Origin of the sequence: Flavobacterium sp. ALJ2, from assembly GCF_015594725.1 — a bacterium.
Classification (GTDB): domain Bacteria; phylum Bacteroidota; class Bacteroidia; order Flavobacteriales; family Flavobacteriaceae; genus Flavobacterium.
Genome location: NZ_JADNRC010000015.1, coordinates 89,540 through 109,060, shown reverse-complemented (window position 1 = coordinate 109,060; position 19,521 = coordinate 89,540). Strand labels below are relative to the sequence as shown.

Below are 19,521 nucleotides of genomic sequence, written 5' to 3'. Positions count from 1 at the left end.
AAAATTACATCACAAAATTCGTAGGTACAACTATTGGTGCTTGTGAAGGTGTGAAAATTGATTTTGAAATTCAGTTCATAGACAAAAAATTCATATCGGCAGTACTACAAGCCTATCCATTATCAGAAAAAACGAAAGATAAGGTATATGAAAGAGTTGTATTAACAGCCAAATCAGATATTTATTCTAAAACTTTAGAACAATTAGCCAATGCTTCAACATGTGGTAGTGGACAATATGGTCACACGCTCTCCTTAACTCCTGATGGATATCTTACTGTAACATTTTATGACACATTTCCATATTTTCCAAATGCAGGGATTGTTGTAGTTTATAATATTGAAAAAACAAAATATAACTAATAAAATTAAATAGTTTTAGAAGTAATAAAAAGTTTACTACATATACACTTGACAAATCTTTTAAAATACAAGTTAATTACTTTTCAAAGTTTTTATTACTTCCAAAAACTAAAAAACATAAAATATTTAATACTGTCTCTTTCTAAAAAAAACGATACAACCTACCTAATTTATTAAAATCAGAATTATAAAAAATTTAACAACCAAGACAGTCAAGAAAAAGTATCTTTGCACTTAACTATGACAAAAAAGTTCTACATATTGCTACTTGTAATGCTTGGTTTCCTAATGGGACCAACGTTTACTTATGCACATGAGACAAAAAATGAAATGTCATGTTGTAAAAAAGAATCTCCAGTAAAAGATTGTTGCAATAAAAAAGATTCTACAAAAAAAGGGCACAATTGCGATAACAGCTGCTCAGGAAGCTCTTGTAGTTCTACAACCGGAAACTGTGGCTTTTCGACAATAGCTATATTTCAAACAGAAAACAATTCACTTTTTGATTTTTCTGAAAGAAAGCAAAATTATTATTATACCGAAATCTTTATTTCTTCGGATTTCCGTTCTATCTGGCTTCCACCTAAAATAAGCTAGATTTTTTTCCCGACAGCCATAAGTCTGTCTTATTCAAAAGCTATTTATAGGCTTTAAATCAAAACATTTTTTAATCCCGATTCTATTTACAGAAATAGCTTTATTTGCTATGTTTTCTGTTGTATTTTAGGATTAATCCATCCAAAAAAATTACATACAATGAACTCAATAAAAAAATTATTGATGGTAATGATGCTATTACTATCAGTTACTTTCGCCAATGCGCAAATAAAAAATAAATCTACCGAAACTGTAAAAATCAATGGTAATTGTAGCATGTGTAAGAAAACTATCGAAACTGCAGCAAACATCAATAAAGAAGCCAAAGTAAACTGGAATGAAACTACCAAAGTAGCAACCATTACTTACGATAACAAGAAAACGAATCTTGATGCTATACTAAAACGTATCGCAGATGCTGGATATGATAATGGCAAATTTACAGCTCCTAAATCAGTTTACGATGAACTACACGGATGTTGCCAATATGATAGAGAAACAAGCCCTAAAAAAGCAGAGTAATCACAATCAAATAATTGCCTGTTTATTGTAATTCGTATTTTTTTTACCACATAAAGACATAAATTTTATGTGTAAAAAAGATTCCAAAAAGAAATACATTTCTCTAGCTATGTGCATTTAAAATAAGTGAAACGTCTATTTTGAGAGTACAAAACCTATGACTCTATGTGTTAAAATCAATTACACTCAAAAATAAAGCATTAAAAAAAAATCATGTTCAAAACAAAACATATAATTACATTATTCGTCCTTGTAGCAACTATTTCTATAGCAAATGCACAAATAAAGATAGGAGACTCTTTTCCAGATATTCAACTTCAAAACAATAAAAACGCTACAATTAAACTAAATTCTTTTAAAGGAAAAACAGTTTTAGTAGATTTCTGGGCATCATGGTGTGCTCCTTGCCGAATGGCCAACAAAAAATTAGTGAAATTATATGACCAATACAAAGGTCAGAACTTTGAAATTGTTGGAATATCAATAGATATCGATAAAACAAAATGGTTAAAAGCCATAGAAAAAGATAAACTGAAGCACCAGCAATTAATCGACCCTAAAGGTTTTGATGCCAAAACGGCTGTAACTTTTGGAGTTGATGCCTTGCCTGCTACCTATCTTTTTGACGCATCAGGAAAACTGATTGCCATAGACCCAACTGAAGCGCAAATTATTGCTCAAATCAAAAAAAACAAAAAATAAAATGAAAACCATAAATATAAAATTCATAGCCGTTACACTTGTACTATTATTGACAAGTGTAAATTCTTATTCTCAAATTACTAAAGCCGAAATAATGGCAACAGGATTAACTTGTTCTATGTGCTCTAATGCCATCAACAAACAATTAAAATCTTTTACCGAAGTAGATAGTATCGCTACAGACTTAAACACAAATACGTTTACCGTTTACTTAAAAAAAGATAATTCATTACAGCCTAAAATATTGAGAAAAGCAGTTGAAAGGGCTGGTTTCTTTGTAGGTTCACTAGTTTTAACAGCTAAGTTTCATACGGATAAAATCGATGATAATACAACTCTAAAAGTAGATGATGCTACCTATACTTTTATCGATATAAAAAGCCCTGTAGCTCATGCTGAAGCAAAATACAGAGTACTGAATAAAGGTTTTGTAACTCAAAAAGAGTACAAAAAACTAGTTAAATCATATTCTAAGTATCCTGGTTATGCTACAGAAAATGAGGGTAATTATTACTTAAAAGCACTATAAAATGAAATATTTATCAATAGTCTTTATATTCCTTATTTCTTATAATATAGACGCTCAAGAATTATTTGTAGTAACCGAACCCGCCAGTAATGCTCCAGCGGGTTCTATCGGGGTACGTGTTGGACAATCGCTTATGGATAACAAACACGAAAGTGGCTCTATGTATAATTTAACACCTGAAGTGACATGGGGAATAAATAAAAATCTAATGGTTCGTACCTCAGCTTTTTTAAGTAACCAAGAAAACGGATTAGGAATTAAAGGGGGCGGTTTTTATGCCAAATACCGATTCTTTTCTGTAGATGATTTACAAAGTCATTTTAGAATGGCTGCGTTTGGAAGATACAGTTATAATACCTCCTTTTTTAATCAGGAAGCTATAGATTTAGCAAATGGAAATTCTGGTTACGAAGCTGGTTTAGTAGCAACTCAGTTAATTCATAAAGTTGCCTTGAGCTCATCTGTAAGTTATGTGCGTGTACTTAACAATCCTGATTATAGTTTTCCAGATGCTTTAGGGAAAAATGCAGTAAACTATACATTTTCAGTCGGTAAATTAATGTATCCTAAAAAATATACGAATTATAAGCAAACTAACATTAATGCAATGTTGGAATTTACTGGACAAACAATTACCGAAAACGGAAAATCATATCTAGATGTAGTTCCTTCTATTCAGTTTATAATAAATAGTCAGGCGAGAATTGACCTTGCTTACAAAAAAGAATTGTATAGCTCGATGCAACGCGCCGCATCGGATGGTATTTTTTTAAAACTAGAATACACTTTCTTTAATGTGACAAAATAATTTTTAAACTGTAGGTGAATTTTATTTCACGCAGATTTAAAAAGATCTAAGCTGATATAGGCAGATTTATTTATGATCTAAATTAAATCTGCTTTAATCTGCAGACCCGAGCGACATTGCGAATGGGCGAAGAAATCTGCGTAAAAAAAAATTGGCTAGAAAAATGTTTATATAGAGATCTCTTTTTAGTTGAGTAAAAGGTCGTTTTACTCAAAAGATTAGATCTCATTCCAAACCTAACAGGTTTACAAAACTTGTTAGGTTTATTTTAATAAAAGTCTAATCAACATCAGGACAAAACGTTCTGATTAAACGTATAACATTTACATCAAAATTAACAACCATCTGTTAATTAAATTTTACTTTCGTATTTCTTATGACAAAAAAATTCTACATACTATTAATTATAACGTTTGGTTTCTTTATGGGACCTACGCTTAATTTTGCACGTGGAATTAAATTAGAAAAGATATGTTTTAAAAACAAAACATTCTTAAAAGCCGATTGTAAAAAAGCCGATTTAAAAACAAAAGAACACAGATGTGCTAAGGGTTGTATAGAAAGTGCTACCGATTGTCCTGTAGTTTACTGTAGTTATTATTCACCTATGATTTCTTTTCAAATAGATAATCATTCTTTTTTTAATTTTTCAGAAAGAAAGCAAAACTATTATTATTCAGAAATCTTTATTTCTTCAGATTTCCGTTCCATTTGGCTTCCGCCAAAAATAAGCTAAATTCCTTTTACGACAGCCATAAATGCGTTTAATCCAAAACCATTTTAAAGCTGTAAATCATTAAAAAAATCCAATTCTTCAGGATATAACAGTATTTGTTATGTTTTTTGTTGTGTCTTGGAATTAATTCTTTCAAAATTATAAAAACAATGAATTCAATAAAAAATGTATTGATAGCAATGACTCTATTACTATCTATCACAGCTATTAATGCACAAATTAAAAAAGGTGATTCTTTCCCGAATATCCAATTACAGAATGATAAGAATAAAACAGTTAAACTAAATTCTTATACAGGAAAAATAGTTTTAGTCGATTTTTGGGCATCTTGGTGTCCGTATTGCCGAATAGCCAATAAAAATTTGGTGAAATTATATGACAAATACAAAGGACAAAGTTTTGAGATTGTTGGGATATCTGTAGATGTTGATAAAGAAAAATGGTTACAAGCCATAGAAAAAGACAAACTAAAAAATCCACAATTAATTGATCCAAAAGGATTTGATGCTAAATCAGTAGCTACCTTTGGAGTAAGAGGAATACCAAGTACATATCTTTTTAGTAAATCAGGAAAACTAATTGCTATCAATCCAACAGAAACACAAATAATTACTCAAATCAAAAAGAAATAAGTGTTTTACTAGAAGACACTATCTAAAATCAAATCATCACCAGAACAAACCGTTCTGATTAAACATACAAAATGAAGAAAATCTTATATTTATTATTACTGGTTTTTGCTTTTGCAAAAGTTCAGGCACAGATTATAAATCCTGTAAAATGGGAAGCTTCAATTGAGAAAAAATCCGACTCTGAATATTTGCTTTCTTTTAAAGGAGCTATCGAATCAGGCTGGCATGTATATTCTCAATTCACTCCCGAAGATGGTCCGCTACCTGCCGAATTCATATTTCATGATAACAAAAATAATTATGACCTTGTAGGAAAAACAACAGAAAGCGAAACCCAAAGAGAATTTAATGAAATATTTGGTGTAGATGAAATATTCTTTTCGGACAAAGTAGTTTTTACTCAATTGATTAAACAAATTAATCCTGAGAAAAAAACAATACAAGTAGAACTTTCATATCAAGTTTGTAAAGAAAATTGCATTAGCGAAACTAAATATTTTGAGTTTAATCTTAAAACACTTGCTGCAAAAGAAATCCAAGCTTCCGACATTGTAAACGAAAAAACGACTAAAAAGGATGTTGCCTCTGCGGCAGAAAAACAACCCGAATCGAAAGAATCTGATTCTAGTTTATACATGATTTTCTTTATTGCTTTCTTGTCTGGATTTGCAGCACTACTTACTCCTTGTGTATTCCCGATGATTCCAATGACGGTAAGTTTCTTTACAAAACAAAGTAAAACCAAAGCCAAAGGAATTAAAAATGCTATTATTTATGGTGTCTCAATCATTTTGATATATGTATTTCTTGGAACAGTAATTACCTTGATTTTTGGTGCCGATGCACTAAATGCACTATCTACCAATGTTTGGTTTAATGTTCTTTTCTTTGTGCTGTTGGTTGTATTTGCCTTATCTTTTTTAGGTGCTTTCGAAATTATGTTGCCTAATTCATGGGCAAATAAAGTAGATCGTCAGGCGGATAAAGGAGGAATATTAGGAATCGTATTCATGGCATTGGCGCTGGCAATCGTTTCTTTTTCTTGTACTGGCCCAATTATAGGTACTTTACTCGTTGAAGCAGCTTCTAAAGGTGGAATTGCTCCAATTGTAGGAATGTTAGGTTTTTCATCTGCTTTGGCATTGCCATTTATGTTATTTGCTATGTTCCCAGGATGGCTAAATACATTACCAAAATCTGGCGGCTGGCTAAATACAGTAAAAGTCTGTTTAGGTTTTCTAGAACTGGCTTTAGCATTTAAATTTTTATCTAATGCCGATTTAGTATTGCAATTGCATTGGTTTGAAAGAGAAATTTTCTTAGCTATTTGGATTGCAATCTTCGGTACTTTGGCATTCTACTTATTCGGAAAGATAACCTTGCCACATGATTCACCTTCTACTTCTATTTCGGTAGGTAGATTGTCTATGGGATTAGTGGTATTGGTATTTACAATATATCTTATTCCAGGTTTATGGGGAGCGCCTTTAAAATTAATTAGTGGTTTTCCGCCCCCAATGACTTATAGCGAATCGCCTTATGGTGTAGGTGGTTCAAGCAAAGGTTCTACCTCTGCAATAACACTACCTGATGGAGCTCATAAAGGACCACATGATATTATAGCTTTTACCGATTATGAAAAAGGATTGACCTATGCTAAAAGTGTAAACAAACCTATTCTTTTAGACTTTACTGGTTTTGCTTGTGTTAATTGTCGTAAAATGGAAGATTACGTTTGGTCAGATCCACGTATTTTATCAATATTAAATAATGAAGTCGTTTTGATTTCTCTGTATGTTGATGATAAAAGAGAATTACCTATCGAAGAACAATACACTTCAAAAGAAACAGGTAAAAAAATAAAATCAATAGGAAATAAATGGAGCGACTTCCAGATTACTCGCTATAAAGCAAATGCACAACCGTATTATATTATATTAGATACTAATGAGCAAAGCTTAAATAAACCTACAGGATATACACCAAACATTGCCGAATATGAACAATGGTTAAACTCAGGAATACAGAGTTTTAAAAACTAAATTATGAGTTCCGGATAGCACTCGGAAAAAGGTTTCTTATATTGTGAATAATCTAGAAAACACTAAGGTTCTGAGTTACAACTAAACCTGACAATAAATAAAAAAGCTGTCTAAATTTATATGCCTTCAAAAAGTTAAACACTATTTGGAGGCATTTTTATGATAGTTCGAATCTTAAAATTATCTTATTTTATGCATTTGGAGGTTAATCTACAAAATGAAATAGTAACTTTATGGCGATGAAAATTTTAATTATAGAAGACGACCAAAGAGTAGCCGAATTAATACAAAGAGGATTAGATGAGCATGGTTTTACACCTACACTTGCTTACGATGGTATTTCAGGAAAAAAATTAGCCCTTAATAATCAGTATGATCTAATTATTACTGACATTGTTTTACCTAAACTTGACGGTTTGGATTTATGTAGAGAAATACGCCAGGTAAAACCCAATTTACCAATCATAATGCTAACAGCTTTAGGTACAACTGATGATAAAGTAGAGGGCTTTGATGCTGGTGCTGACGATTATCTGACAAAACCATTTGAAATGAGAGAGCTTTTGGTTCGCATAAGGGCTTTATTAAAACGCAGTAATGGGATAATAAATAATACAGGATTCATTTTAAAATATGATAATCTTGAAATGAATTTGCAAACAAAAAATGTAAAAAGAAATGATATCGAAATAAATCTTACTCCCAAAGAATTTAAACTCTTAGAGTATATGATCCAAAATTCAGAACGTGTTTTATCCCGAACAGAAATTGCCGAAAAAGTTTGGGATACTCATTTTGATACTGGAACAAACTTTATTGATGTATATATTAATTACCTAAGGAAAAAAGTTGACAAAGATTTTGATAAAAAGCTTATTCATACCCGATCCGGAATGGGATTTATTTTAAAAGTAGAATGAAAATAAGAACTCGATTAACCCTATTATTTACGTTTACAACAGCTACTGTTTTATTAGTTTTTACCACTATTATCTTAATTTCCGCAAAGGAAAACAGAGAAAAAGAATTTTATGCATTACTAAAAAAGGAAGCCATTACTAAAGCCAATTTGTTTTTTAATGCTAAGGTAAACAGTAAAACATTACAAAATATTTATAGAAACAATCGAACTACATTAAATGAAGTAGAGGTTGCTATATACACTCCTTCTTTTCAATTGTTGTATCACGATGCTGTTGATATAGATGTTGTTAAAGAAACAAAACCAATGATTGAAGAAATAATTCATAAAAACGAAATACAATTTTATCAAAATGATTGGCAAGTAATAGGAATGAAATACAAATTTCAGAGAAAAGAATACATTATTACAGCAGCTGCATACGATGAATTTGGATATTTAAAATTAGAAAACTTACTAGAAACTTGTGTTATTGTATTTATCGTATCTATTTTACTCCTTTATATTGTGGGCCGTTTTTTTTCTAAGAAAGCATTCGAACCTATTGTTGAAATGACAGATAAAGCAAAAACTATTTCTGCTACAAATCTCCATTTACGATTGTATACTAACGAAAGTAAAGATGAAGTTTCGGAATTAGCAACTACTTTTAACAAAATGCTAAATCGCTTAGAAAACTCCTTCGATTCTCAAAAACAATTTGTTTCTAATATTTCTCACGAGTTACGAACGCCACTTTCAGCTATCATTACTGAATTGGAGCTCTCGACCAACAAGGAACGTAATAATGACGAATATAAAATTGTTATTCTTAATACGTTACAGGATGCCAAAAAAATAGCAAAACTGTCTAATAGTTTACTCGATTTTGCTAAAGCTAATTATGATCCTTCAGAGATTGCTTTCAAACAAGTTCGCATTGATGAAATTTTATTAGACGCAAGACAGCAGGTACAAAAAACAAATCCAAATTATAATGTTGCAATACATTTCGAAAATGATTTTGAAGATGATAAACAAATAACTGTTAATGGAAATGAATATTTATTAAAAGTCTCCTTTCTAAATCTGTTTGAAAATGGCTGTAAGTTCTCCGAAAATAATCAAAGTAAAGTTGTCATATCATTAAAAAAGGAAAAGATTATTTTACAATTTACGGATAATGGTATCGGTATTTTAGAAGAGGATTTAAAATATATTTTCAAGCCATTCTATAGAGGATTAAATAAAATATACGCGGAAGGAAACGGCATTGGACTATCTTTAACTCAAAAGATTATCTTACTTCATAAAGGGACTATCTCTGTTACATCTGATAAAAAATCGGGTACGATATTTACCGTTGAACTTTATCATGATATAAAAAATAACCTCGATTAGTTTTTAGACTTTGTAAGCTATAATTATAGCTGTTATAATAATTAAGTAACTGAAATGATTTATTGTCGCAATTACCGAAACTATCTAATTACTTGAAAAACAAGACACACCATTATATCATTTTCACTACTTATTTCTTTTATTAAACTTTTCATTTTAATTTATTAAACTGAGTAAACATGTAAGAACAATAGTACTATATTTAAAGCTAAGTTTTTAGAAGGTTTAAATTTGAAATTGAAAAAACAAAACACAACTACATCGAATAGAGCTTGTTTGGGATTATCGATTAAAACAAACTATCTAGAATGGTTTAAATCACAAAGAGAGAAGAATTAGACAATAATATTGATGAGTTAGTAGTAATTTCAATAAATTTAGTAAAGAAATGTTTTAGTTTTATTATTCTTGTCTTTTTTATTTCTTGCGGAAATCAAACAACTACAAATTAAATTTTGAATGTTGGAAAAGAATTAACTACGAATGATTTATCAAAAACAGATTCCACTGAAAATATTGTTTTTATTGGAAAAGAACTAAAGTAATAAATAAATTAAAAAAGCAAAACTCTAAATTTAAATTAGAAGTTAAAAATGGGGACTTAAATTATCCTTTTGGAGATTCCAAAGCCGAGAATGTTTTAATATTAAATAATGGAACCCAAAAAATTAATGTGAGATTAAAATATAATTCAAATAAAAAGAAATTTGAGATTTTAGGTTATACTTCTGAATAAAAACTACTGCTACTATAACGGATTAGGATAATTGGCTTTATGAAAAGTCGATTATTTAATTGCAATTAGATGTTTTTTGCTTTTTATAACAAAGTAAGTTGTTTGATGTTTTCAGCTTATTATTATTGGCAAAACATATATGTGGAATTCAAATCTGCTATTCCAGTAGACCTTGGACGTCCTCTAATTGTTTTCTCTCAAAATGAGTTTTACAGAATTGCATAACCAAATGAAATACCCCCAGATTTTTATAAAAACATTGAGGGAACTTTAAAAGATTGTGATATAGATTACATGTTCAAAAATGGTGTAATATATGCTAAGTATAAGCAAATAAATAATTATGAAACTATTTGGAATTATACAACTAAAACTAAAGATTCTGCTTGTTTTAATAAAAGAGCTTGGTGGAAGAAAAAAGTAAATTGATTAAAAAATGCATCAGGAAATAGGTCTTTTGTCTTCCAAACTATTTAAATATAATAAAAATTCTGCTCGGTTTTAAACCAAGCAGAATTTTATACTTACACCGTTTTTGGTACAGTGTCTATTGTTTTGTAAACCCATTTCAAATTAAAACAGGCTTAAAATCAATTTAATATTTTAATTTAGCAATAGCTGTAATTTCTCCACCTTCTACTTTCATTCCTCTAGCAGCCACCGCTGTAGTACCGTTAATTGTATAAACCCAGTTACCATCAGGTGTATTTATACCAAGTATAATAGAGTTATTATCTTCTGTAGCAATATTATATTTTGTAGTAGTCGAATTAATTACTTTAGGCACATTAGTTACCCAAATAAAAGTTTGATTATATACATCGGCTACTGCCAATTTAGGTACACCGCTATCTTTACCTATATCACCATACATTTGTAACAATACTTTTCCCTTACCGATATAACTGCTTGAAGAAATTTTATATCCACCAGATTTTTCCTGTACATTAAAGAAATAAGTCTTGTCAAATTCTGTAGTTCCCTTTTTAATTTTTACAACAGCAGATGGCTTAGTAGAAGTTATAACATTGTTACTTGTTGCGGTTGCACTAGAAAAACCATAAGCATCGCCATTCTCATCCTGAATTAATCCATTGGTAAAATAAGACCCTAAATAACTTGTACGGTCGTCTTTAATTACTTTTTCTAATTTTAATTCAGGATAGTTGTATACAGCAACCCATGTACTATCTGGGTAATTAGTCCCAAAAGTATCTACTCCATCTCCTTTAATACTCATGTAAGGCATAAAAACTTTATCTCCTACCTGTGTTGCCCATGTATAATGTGCTCTTTCTCCGTTTTTAGCCAATTTTTTAATGTCCTGTTGTGCTCCACCGACAATAAGTGATGATGTTGCATCAATTCTGTACATAGATGCAATTGCTGAAGCACCACTTCTTGGTACTTTAATTGTTAAAATCTCTTTGTTTACTGTAGCAAAAACCTGTACAGTTTCAGCTTGAAAGTTAGATGTTTTAGCCAACTTACCTTCTGTTGTTAGTGCATAAGTAGTTACAGCTCCAGGATTTCCTTGCCCATAAAGTAAACTAAAAAATTTATTCTGGTTTGTAATATAAAAACGGTATGAACCATCTTGTTCTAATCCATTGCCCTGAGTAGTGATAGATCCTTTAGTCACATCATCAGTAGTTAGTAAATAATCTGCCACGCCAGATGCGCCAGTAGTAACGGTAACAATATATTTTGTTTTGTCTGTTCCTGTACTTGGCGCTCCTCCATTAGGTGAATTGGAGTCACTGCTACAAGAGAACGATGTAAAAGCTATTAAGGCTGCGAATATCGCTAATGTGCTACTTTTCTTCATGATAGTTATTGTTTGATTTATTAAAATTATTTATTTGATTTGGTAAAAAAATACCTGAATTTTATATTGAAAGAACGACTTGGTTTTTGCAATGAAAAGTTGTCGTAAAGTTTATTATCCAACATGTTTTTACACTCTAAGGCAATATTATATTTCCCATCTGCAAAGGTGTAAACTGCATTTAAATCATGATTAAACTGTGCTGGAATATCGAATTTACCGACTTTTCCCCCACTACTTGGCCAATACAAATAATAGTCATGTACATATAATAAATTGTAACCAACTGAAAGATTATTACCCTTTTTTATGAAGTCATTAAAAAATACTGTAGCATCGGCATTACCAAAAAGAAAAGGAATATTTGGAACTCTATCTTTATAATTTAAGGATACTATATCCTTACCTGGTTCATATTTTATATTGTTACGAAGGTTTTGATATGTCATATTTACACCAGCGGTAAATCTATTCTTATATGAATATCTTATCTCTGTATCAATTCCATAATTTGAAACACCTTTTTGATTGACATTAGTTACCATCGTTTGATTTAAATTCAGCTCAGGTCGAATAAAATCAGCAGCTTCACGATACATAAGATTTACATCAAATGTCATCGCATTTACTTTCTTAAAACTAGTTTGGTAACTAAGTCCTACATTAAAGTTCTCACTCTGTTCTGGTTTTAAACCAATATTTCCTGATAAATTATCATTTACACTTCCAAAAACTTCCTCTGGAGCTGGTAGTCTATAACTTTTTTCAAAAGATGCCTTTATTTGTAAATTATGTTTTAAGTAATAACTACTCGCAGCACCATATCCCCAATAACTTTTATTATCAACATGTTTTATATAAGCAATATCTCCCCAATTACCTGAAGGATTATAACTTTCTGAATAGGTGTTTTTTAAAGTGTAATTTTTAATAAATACTGAAGTGCTCCATTTTTCGTTATAATCGAATTTATAACCTACTCCTAAAATATTTTTTTGAGATTTTTTAGGCTGCTGATAAAGTAAAGATTCAGGAACCAGTTCATCACTTTCTTTACGATCAAAAGTAGTAAACGTATTATTTAACATAAACGAATGTCTTTCTCCTAAACGATAAGTAAGGTTTGCTGTAGCAATTCCATTATTATTTTTGAACTTACGTAAGGTACGACTACGCTCTCCTCCTAAACCTTCTAATTCTATATAATCTCCAAACCAGTTGTATCTTCGATAAACGGTATCAATATTTTGTTCTTGTCCAAAATTATAATTACCCGTCACACTAAAATCTAATCCTTTTGTAAAGAAATCTTTTACCTGATATTTTACTGTTGGCATCAAAATATTTCCTTTTCTATAAACCTGTCCAAATACACTAACCATTCGTGCTCCTGTCTGTATATCTGCTTTATTTTCACCTGCTGTAAAACCAAATAATAATTTATCGGCATACTTTTTACCTGTCACTCCAATATTAAAAATTACAGTTTCATTACGATATTTGTCATGAAATCTTCTCACCCGCTGATTTGGATAATACTGTCCAGTCTTTAAATCTGCTACATCTACATTTACCCAATAGTTATTATCTGAGTAATTTTGGAAAGCATTAATTTCTGTAGTAAAACCACTCTTGGCGGTATAACCTGCATTTACAGTGGAACGATGTGTATTGAATGAACCAAAAGAATAGGATGCATCCAAATAGGTACGTGGCTTAGAATTTGTAACGATATTAATCGCACCTCCAAGAGCATCGCCTCCTAACCAAATAGGCACAACTCCTTTGTAAACCTCTATTCTATCAGCAAGATTTACAGGGATATTATTAAGTTGAAATGATGAACCAAAATTGTCCATCGGTACTCCATCAATAAAGAGTTTTATCTGATTGCCTGAGAATCCATTAATAGAAAGTTCTGATCTAGATCCTACTCCTCCCGATTCACGAACACGAACACCCGAAACTCTATCTAACGCATGGGATAAATCTAGTGTAGAGTTATGTAACTTTTTAGCATCAATTGCAGTTACGCTATATGATTGCTTATTTACTTTTTCGGTTTGAGTACGTCCCATTACCGTTATATTCTCTAATTCATTTAATTCGCTTTCTAAACGAACTGAAAGAATAATTTCGTTTGTTCCCTTAACTTCTATATGTTTTTTTGAAGTTGTAAACCCTATCGCTGAAACTTTTAAAATATAATTCCCTGCTTTAACATTCTTAAAATTATACTTGCCATTTTCATCGGACATAATTATAAAATCTGTGTTTTCGAGACTTACTGTTGCGAATGGAATACTTTGTCCTGAACTCTCCGTAACCTGTCCTGAGACTACGATTCCTTCATTTTGTTGGGCTGATAAAAAAAATGATATTAAAAAAAATATACTAAAAATTGAAATTTTGTGAGTTGACATGATTTTATTTAGACTAATTATAAATAACTTTGTTGCAAAAGTACCATGTCTCTCCCAATTAATTAGAGGGAAAAACGGATTATTATTTTGTAAAAAAGGATTATTATTATGAATATTAAATCGAAACTTCTAAAACACAACCAATCAATAGTTTCTATTGAGATACGTGATAGCTATGATCCAAAAAGTCACTTAACTCAAGAAAACATATCTATAAAAAATACCCCTTTAGAAGAAATAAAAAGCTTTCATTTAATAACTGACGGACTTGTAATTCTAGATACCCAAATGTACTTCTCAGAACCACAAACTATTTTATTTGAGATTAGTTCTGAATCAATTATAATGAATTTTATATATTCTAATAACGTCGAAACTCATATTGATCAACTAGAAACTGAAAAACTTACACGAGAAAATACACACAACATCTTCTATACGGCAAACTATAAAGCAACTTTTAAAATCCTACCATTTGAACAAATAAATTTCTTTTCAATCATTTTATCAAAAGATTTTTATTACAATATTATCAATGAAGATTGGGAACTTCATAGGAAATTCTCAAAAAACATTCTTTTAAAAAAATCCAGTTATTTGATTTCTAAATACATACCTTTTACAGCATCTATCCTATGGGTAATTCATGAAATTAAAAATTGCAACTATCAAGGTCCCTTAAAAAGAATGTACATCGAAACAAAGATAAAAGAGCTTTTAATTTTACAACTAGAAACTCTTATTGAGAAAGTGACTCCAAAAGAATTTTTAGGCGAAGATGATTATGACAAACTTCAACAGGCTAAATTAATTTTGGATAAAGATTATGTACATGCTCCTTCTCTACCTGAACTTTCAAGGATGATTTCTCTAAACGAATTCAAACTCAAAAAGGGATTTAAAGCTTGTTTTGGAACCACTGTAAAGAGTTATATTATTGAGCTTCGGATGAAACACGCTAAAGAATTATTTAAATCTAAATCCATAAGCGTTAGTGAAGTAGCCTATAAATGTGGTTACAAAGATGTTTCTCATTTCTCTGCAGCTTTTAAAGTTTTTTATGGTTTTTCTCCTCAAAAATTCAAGATCAATTGGAGCAGTATTAACGTTTTAGTAACTAGTTTTTTATTACTTGGTTAGTATATTAAAACAAACCATATAAATGATATATGTTCATTTAAGAATGGTTTAAATAAAAAATACCTAACATATTTTAAAAATCTGTTAGAGTAAAAAAGGAAATATTATATAAATAAGTTGAAAATTACTTATTTTGAGATATAATTCTTTTAGCACAATCAGAGGCACATAACAAGCCTCCTGCCATCATTATAATATCTTTAATAACTAATCGTCCAGCTCCCGATAAATACGGAAAACCATGCGTTGCTGTTCCTAAATCTGGCACCCAGGTTTCTGGAGTAGTAATTAAAAAAGTAAGTGTTACTAATGCCATACAAGCTGTAAGAACTCCACCTATAAGACCTATTTGGGTATTAAAAATTCCAAATAAGGTAAGTAATCCAATAATTATAATTACACCTCCTAGTGCATAAGAAAAGACATAAGTTCCATTCTCCATATGCCATTTGATATTTTCTTCGACTACTTCGCCTTCTTTATTTTTATGGTCTTTATATTCATTTGGGTTATTATAAAAGAAACTCATTAAGGGGCTATTTGCAACAAATGGCACAATTCCATCTGCTTCATATTGAAAAGCTTTAAGTCCACCAATCCAAACCATTACTATAAAAATGGCGATACGCATTAAATTAAAAAACTGACTTTGCAATTCTGATAAGATCGATACTATTTTCATGATTTTTATTCTTTATAAGGTATTAAATATAAAAAACAAAATTAGCCTCGTTACACTCTTCTCACAATGGACAGATAGGGATATTACCTAGACAAATCTGCTACGATAGATATGCCAACATTCTCTCGAAATGCAGTTGGCGCAATACCAGTATGCTTTTTGAAATAACGGCTGAAATAATTTTCGTCATCAAAATTAAGCTCTGCTGCGATTTGCTTCATGCTTTTATAACTAAGGTGAATGAGTTTTTTTGCCTCAAGGATCACTCTTTCGTGAATGAGCGTAGATGGTGTTTTTAAAAAATACTGTTTACATAATTTGGAAAAACTATTAGGCGAAATATTCATTTGAGCAGCATAAAAAGATGGTTGTCTTTCTTTATGAAAATTATTTTCTAATAAGTTTTTAAACTGAATTAGCGGGTGATGTAGGTTTCTTTCTTCATGAACAAGATTATCTTCTGATTTTATTTTACTGCATAATGCTAATATCAATTGCAAATAAGAACGCACTACTGCAATACCATAGCTAGTAGTGTTTTCAAGCTCTATAATTAGTTTTCCTAAAATATAATCTAATTCGATATAATTTTTAGGCTCTAGATTTACATAAGGTTGCTGGTATATATTATTAAATAAAAGTCCATTACAAGCAACTTCTTTTTTATGATATTCTATACAATAAAAATCTCCGTGAAATTGTAATCTCCTAGTTTTAATTGACTGTTTCGTATCAAAATGAACAATTTGATAGGGCGTTGCAAATAATATAATTTTTCCATCAAAAGTATATTCTATCAAATCTACGCTTACTTTTCCGTTGCCTTCAAGAAAAAAAATACTATACATTGGTGAACTACCATACAAGTTAATATAATCTGTATCGCATTCCTGAACCATGCAATATTTATGAGCTATTTCATTTTCTTTCATTAATTTTTTATTTACTATACCTTTTTATCTTAAAATAATTTTCAATAGTACTTTCTTATAACAAATCACTTTTTCGAAGCTTCACTCCTACTGCAACTTGTTTCCAAAAAAAAGCTGAATCTTGAGGATATTGAATTTTGATAAAATGGTTTTTTGATAATAAATTTGCTCTATCTCCTTGTTGATATATACATGCATTTACATAATCTATAACATGAAATGTATTAAAATTTTATCGAAACTGGGGCGAACTTCATCATTATTTGCAAAACAAACTTCTTCTTCGGTATAGATATCTAACATAAAAGGAATACCAATTATTTGTTTTATTCTCTCTAAAATTTCTTTATCAAAGGTAGGTATCATATAGCATTCTAAAAGTGATTATTCTAAAAATAGTAATTCTCTAATATATTATTAAATAAAAAAGCCGCTTCGAATTACGAAACGGCTTATTAAACTCAATATTTTAATTTAGCATCCAGTTACAGAACCATCTTCTAAAAGTGTTGGTAAACAAGGTATTTCTTGAGGACCAATACAAGGATAATTAGGGTAATCTGAAGGATTGGCACCTACAGGCGCCCAATCATTCTTATCACATCTAGGAACAGGTATTGGACCATTATAACCTTTGCCAATACTATTTTTTTGTTGATTTTTACTTAGTAATTCTACTCCATTTAAATTCAAAATTGTTTTTAACATAATAAATTAAATAATTAGATTTTTAAATTCATCAATCCTTTTTAAGTCCATTGATATTTAGACTTTTAAACATTTAAATATAAGAAAACGCCCTCGAAAATACCTGATTATTTTACAAATATATCGACTATATGAATTAATAATGTCGTCTAAAAATACTTTGATAAAGCCTAAAGAACCGCAATTAGAATTAACAAAAAAAATACCGAATTAGGATTTGCAAAATTAATTGTCCATTCCATTAATTTTATTCTTTTAGGAGGAAATATTTTTTTGTCTTCTTTATTAAAATAAAAAATCCCCCATATCCAATTTGTCGGATCTTGATGCCATTTATCTTTGGTCTCTTTACTTGGTTCCATAATTTACAAATTTGGCATTTTTGTTATAATCGTTAGAAAACAATATTTCACTTAAAAAAAAACAGGCCATCCTAATTAAGATGGCCTGTTGATTTATTCAAAACTAATTTTTCCATGTGGTCATCCTAAACGGACTAGAAGCACTTGTAAAAGTGTAAACAGTATTAGTATAATAAAGTCTAAAACTTTCTTTATTAACATAAATCCCTTTTGCATCTAAAAAATAGTTATCAAAGTCTGCTAGGAAAGCAGGAGTTGGATTAGCTACATTACCATTCCAAGATTTATGAGTAAGAATCAAGGTTTTATTAATAGGATCTTCTTTAACATTTACATAATGAAAGATTGAACCACCATCACTAAATAAATATTTAATAAAATTACCTTTAGAATGATTAAAATAAAGCTCTACAGCAATAATTATAGCACCTGCAGGTAAACTTGCATTTATTTTTTTTATTTCATTTTTAAATAAAATAGAATTTGTAGGCGCAACTTTTGTAACATCAACTTCATAATACCCAAAATCACTTGAAGGCTGTCCATTCAAAAGAATTTTATAATCCTCTGTTAAAACAAGAGGCTTATTACTATACTTAATAGTAGCCGATACTCCATTTGTTCCATTTGCGGTAAAACTTCCATCCGCATCATTATAAACAAATTCAGATAAGGCTTGCCCTTTAATCTCTATAGCAGGACTCACTATTATTCCGGTTGGAGAATATCCAATACCTACATTAAAACTTTTAGAAAGACCTGCTGCAATAGGGTCAGCAGTAGCAAAACGAGTGATATCATTAAAATTAAAATCAAATTGATTTACAGCTGTTCCGTCATTAGTTTCTAAAAATCTAAAAAGTGAGCGTGTGTCTGCTCCAATTACATTACCCTTCATCAATATATTTTTTGACAAATTAGCCCAATCTGCTGCAGTAGCTTTTATAAAACGCAATTCCTCAAACTTACGATTAGTTCTAAAAACAATATCACCTTTATCTTCTCCATAAAACAAAAACTGAAAATCGCCTAGATATCCTTGCCCTTTTAAATCTTTGGTTGGGTATGAATTTGAATCAGATAAAAGATGTATTCTGTTGGCTGTTGTAAAAACAAGACTTACAGTACTGCCCAGCTGAATCTCATATTGACTATCATGTTTTTTTGTGTCACTATCAAAATCTGATGCCATTGTTACTTTTCCTCCAGGAGAAAATTTAAACAAATGAGTATATCCTCCTAATTGTGTATTATCTGTAAAATAAACAGCTTTCCATCCATACTCTGATGAGAGCAATAAGTCGTCTAATTTTTTGGACTCAGCATTTGTTCTTGCAGTAGGCGTTTCATTAAACTTTTCTTCAGTATCACCGTTACTGCAAGCAACTAATTGAATTGCTACAAAAGCAACAATTAGCAACTTATATAAATATTTTATTTTCATACTATTTTTTTAAAAGTTAATATTTTCGAACTTA

General features: G+C 30.2%; 20 protein-coding genes. 12 read left to right on the top strand and 8 right to left on the bottom strand.

Features of this window, described 5'->3' with window-relative positions; translation table 11 throughout:
- The 11 genes from IUY40_RS16230 to IUY40_RS16180 all read left to right on the top strand — a co-directional run.
- A partial coding sequence (locus tag IUY40_RS16230) for a hypothetical protein (protein ID WP_195737906.1) occupies positions 1-362 on the top strand: 362 nt, incomplete at its 5' end.
- A 240-nt stretch (positions 363-602) separates the two neighbouring features.
- Positions 603-959, top strand: coding sequence for a hypothetical protein (locus IUY40_RS16225; RefSeq protein ID WP_195737905.1), 357 nt, complete (start codon positions 603-605; stop codon positions 957-959).
- A 159-nt stretch (positions 960-1,118) separates the two neighbouring features.
- Positions 1,119-1,481 (top strand): copper chaperone, encoded by a 363-nt coding sequence (locus IUY40_RS16220; protein ID WP_195737904.1) that lies wholly within the window; start codon positions 1,119-1,121, stop codon positions 1,479-1,481.
- Between the two features lie 213 nt (positions 1,482-1,694).
- A complete protein-coding gene (locus IUY40_RS16215) occupies positions 1,695-2,183 on the top strand; it encodes a TlpA disulfide reductase family protein (protein WP_195737903.1) in 489 nt (162 codons plus the stop codon).
- Between the two features lies 1 nt (position 2,184).
- Positions 2,185-2,712: a heavy metal-associated domain-containing protein gene (locus IUY40_RS16210; RefSeq protein WP_229335600.1), complete on the top strand. Its 528-nt coding sequence runs from the start codon at positions 2,185-2,187 to the stop codon at positions 2,710-2,712.
- 1 nt (position 2,713) lies between these two features.
- Complete coding sequence (locus IUY40_RS16205) at positions 2,714-3,520, top strand: hypothetical protein (RefSeq protein WP_195737901.1); 807 nt, start codon at positions 2,714-2,716, stop codon at positions 3,518-3,520.
- Between the two features lie 376 nt (positions 3,521-3,896).
- Positions 3,897-4,256, top strand: coding sequence for a hypothetical protein (locus IUY40_RS16200; protein WP_195737900.1), 360 nt, complete (start codon positions 3,897-3,899; stop codon positions 4,254-4,256).
- A 149-nt stretch (positions 4,257-4,405) separates the two neighbouring features.
- A complete protein-coding gene (locus tag IUY40_RS16195; protein ID WP_195737899.1) occupies positions 4,406-4,888 on the top strand; it encodes a TlpA disulfide reductase family protein in 483 nt (160 codons plus the stop codon).
- A gap of 71 nt (positions 4,889-4,959) precedes the next feature.
- Positions 4,960-6,930 carry a thioredoxin family protein gene (locus IUY40_RS16190; protein WP_195737898.1) on the top strand — a complete coding sequence of 657 codons (1,971 nt, stop codon included), beginning with the start codon at positions 4,960-4,962 and terminating at the stop codon, positions 6,928-6,930.
- Between the two features lie 239 nt (positions 6,931-7,169).
- Positions 7,170-7,850 (top strand): response regulator transcription factor, encoded by a 681-nt coding sequence (locus IUY40_RS16185; RefSeq protein WP_195737897.1) that lies wholly within the window; start codon positions 7,170-7,172, stop codon positions 7,848-7,850.
- The gene (locus IUY40_RS16180) at positions 7,847-9,232 is read left to right on the top strand and encodes a HAMP domain-containing sensor histidine kinase (protein ID WP_195737896.1); all 1,386 of its coding nucleotides are present in this window, start codon (positions 7,847-7,849) and stop codon (positions 9,230-9,232) included. Before IUY40_RS16185 ends, IUY40_RS16180 begins: the two co-directional genes overlap by 4 nt.
- A gap of 1,331 nt (positions 9,233-10,563) precedes the next feature.
- On the opposite strand, the gene IUY40_RS16175 is transcribed toward IUY40_RS16180, so the two are convergent.
- Positions 10,564-11,796 carry a DUF4374 domain-containing protein gene (locus IUY40_RS16175; RefSeq protein ID WP_195737895.1) on the bottom strand — a complete coding sequence of 411 codons (1,233 nt, stop codon included), beginning with the start codon at positions 11,794-11,796 and terminating at the stop codon, positions 10,564-10,566.
- Between the two features lie 26 nt (positions 11,797-11,822).
- Positions 11,823-14,219, bottom strand: coding sequence for a TonB-dependent receptor (locus tag IUY40_RS16170; protein WP_195737894.1), 2,397 nt, complete (start codon positions 14,217-14,219; stop codon positions 11,823-11,825).
- 108 nt (positions 14,220-14,327) lie between these two features.
- On the opposite strand from IUY40_RS16170, the gene IUY40_RS16165 reads away from it, so the two are divergent.
- Complete coding sequence (locus IUY40_RS16165; protein WP_195737893.1) at positions 14,328-15,359, top strand: AraC family transcriptional regulator; 1,032 nt, start codon at positions 14,328-14,330, stop codon at positions 15,357-15,359.
- 124 nt (positions 15,360-15,483) lie between these two features.
- On the opposite strand, the gene rclC is transcribed toward IUY40_RS16165, so the two are convergent.
- The 6 genes from rclC to IUY40_RS16135 all read right to left on the bottom strand — a co-directional run bounded on the left by rclC (position 15,484) and on the right by IUY40_RS16135 (position 19,487).
- On the bottom strand, positions 15,484-16,044 hold the full coding sequence (gene rclC / locus IUY40_RS16160; protein ID WP_317190936.1) for a reactive chlorine resistance membrane protein RclC: 561 nt from the start codon (positions 16,042-16,044) through the stop codon (positions 15,484-15,486).
- 80 nt (positions 16,045-16,124) lie between these two features.
- Positions 16,125-16,973: a helix-turn-helix domain-containing protein gene (locus IUY40_RS16155; RefSeq protein ID WP_229335598.1), complete on the bottom strand. Its 849-nt coding sequence runs from the start codon at positions 16,971-16,973 to the stop codon at positions 16,125-16,127.
- Positions 16,974-17,180: 207 nt separating this feature from the next.
- On the bottom strand, positions 17,181-17,339 hold the full coding sequence (locus IUY40_RS16150; protein ID WP_195737891.1) for a hypothetical protein: 159 nt from the start codon (positions 17,337-17,339) through the stop codon (positions 17,181-17,183).
- Between the two features lie 108 nt (positions 17,340-17,447).
- On the bottom strand, positions 17,448-17,666 hold the full coding sequence (locus IUY40_RS16145; protein WP_195737890.1) for a hypothetical protein: 219 nt from the start codon (positions 17,664-17,666) through the stop codon (positions 17,448-17,450).
- Between the two features lie 185 nt (positions 17,667-17,851).
- The gene (locus tag IUY40_RS16140) at positions 17,852-18,043 is read right to left on the bottom strand and encodes a hypothetical protein (RefSeq protein ID WP_195737889.1); all 192 of its coding nucleotides are present in this window, start codon (positions 18,041-18,043) and stop codon (positions 17,852-17,854) included.
- Between the two features lie 103 nt (positions 18,044-18,146).
- Entirely contained in the window at positions 18,147-19,487 is a 1,341-nt protein-coding gene (locus tag IUY40_RS16135; protein WP_195737888.1) for a DUF4302 domain-containing protein, read from the bottom strand.
- Between the last annotated feature and the right edge of the window lie 34 nt (positions 19,488-19,521).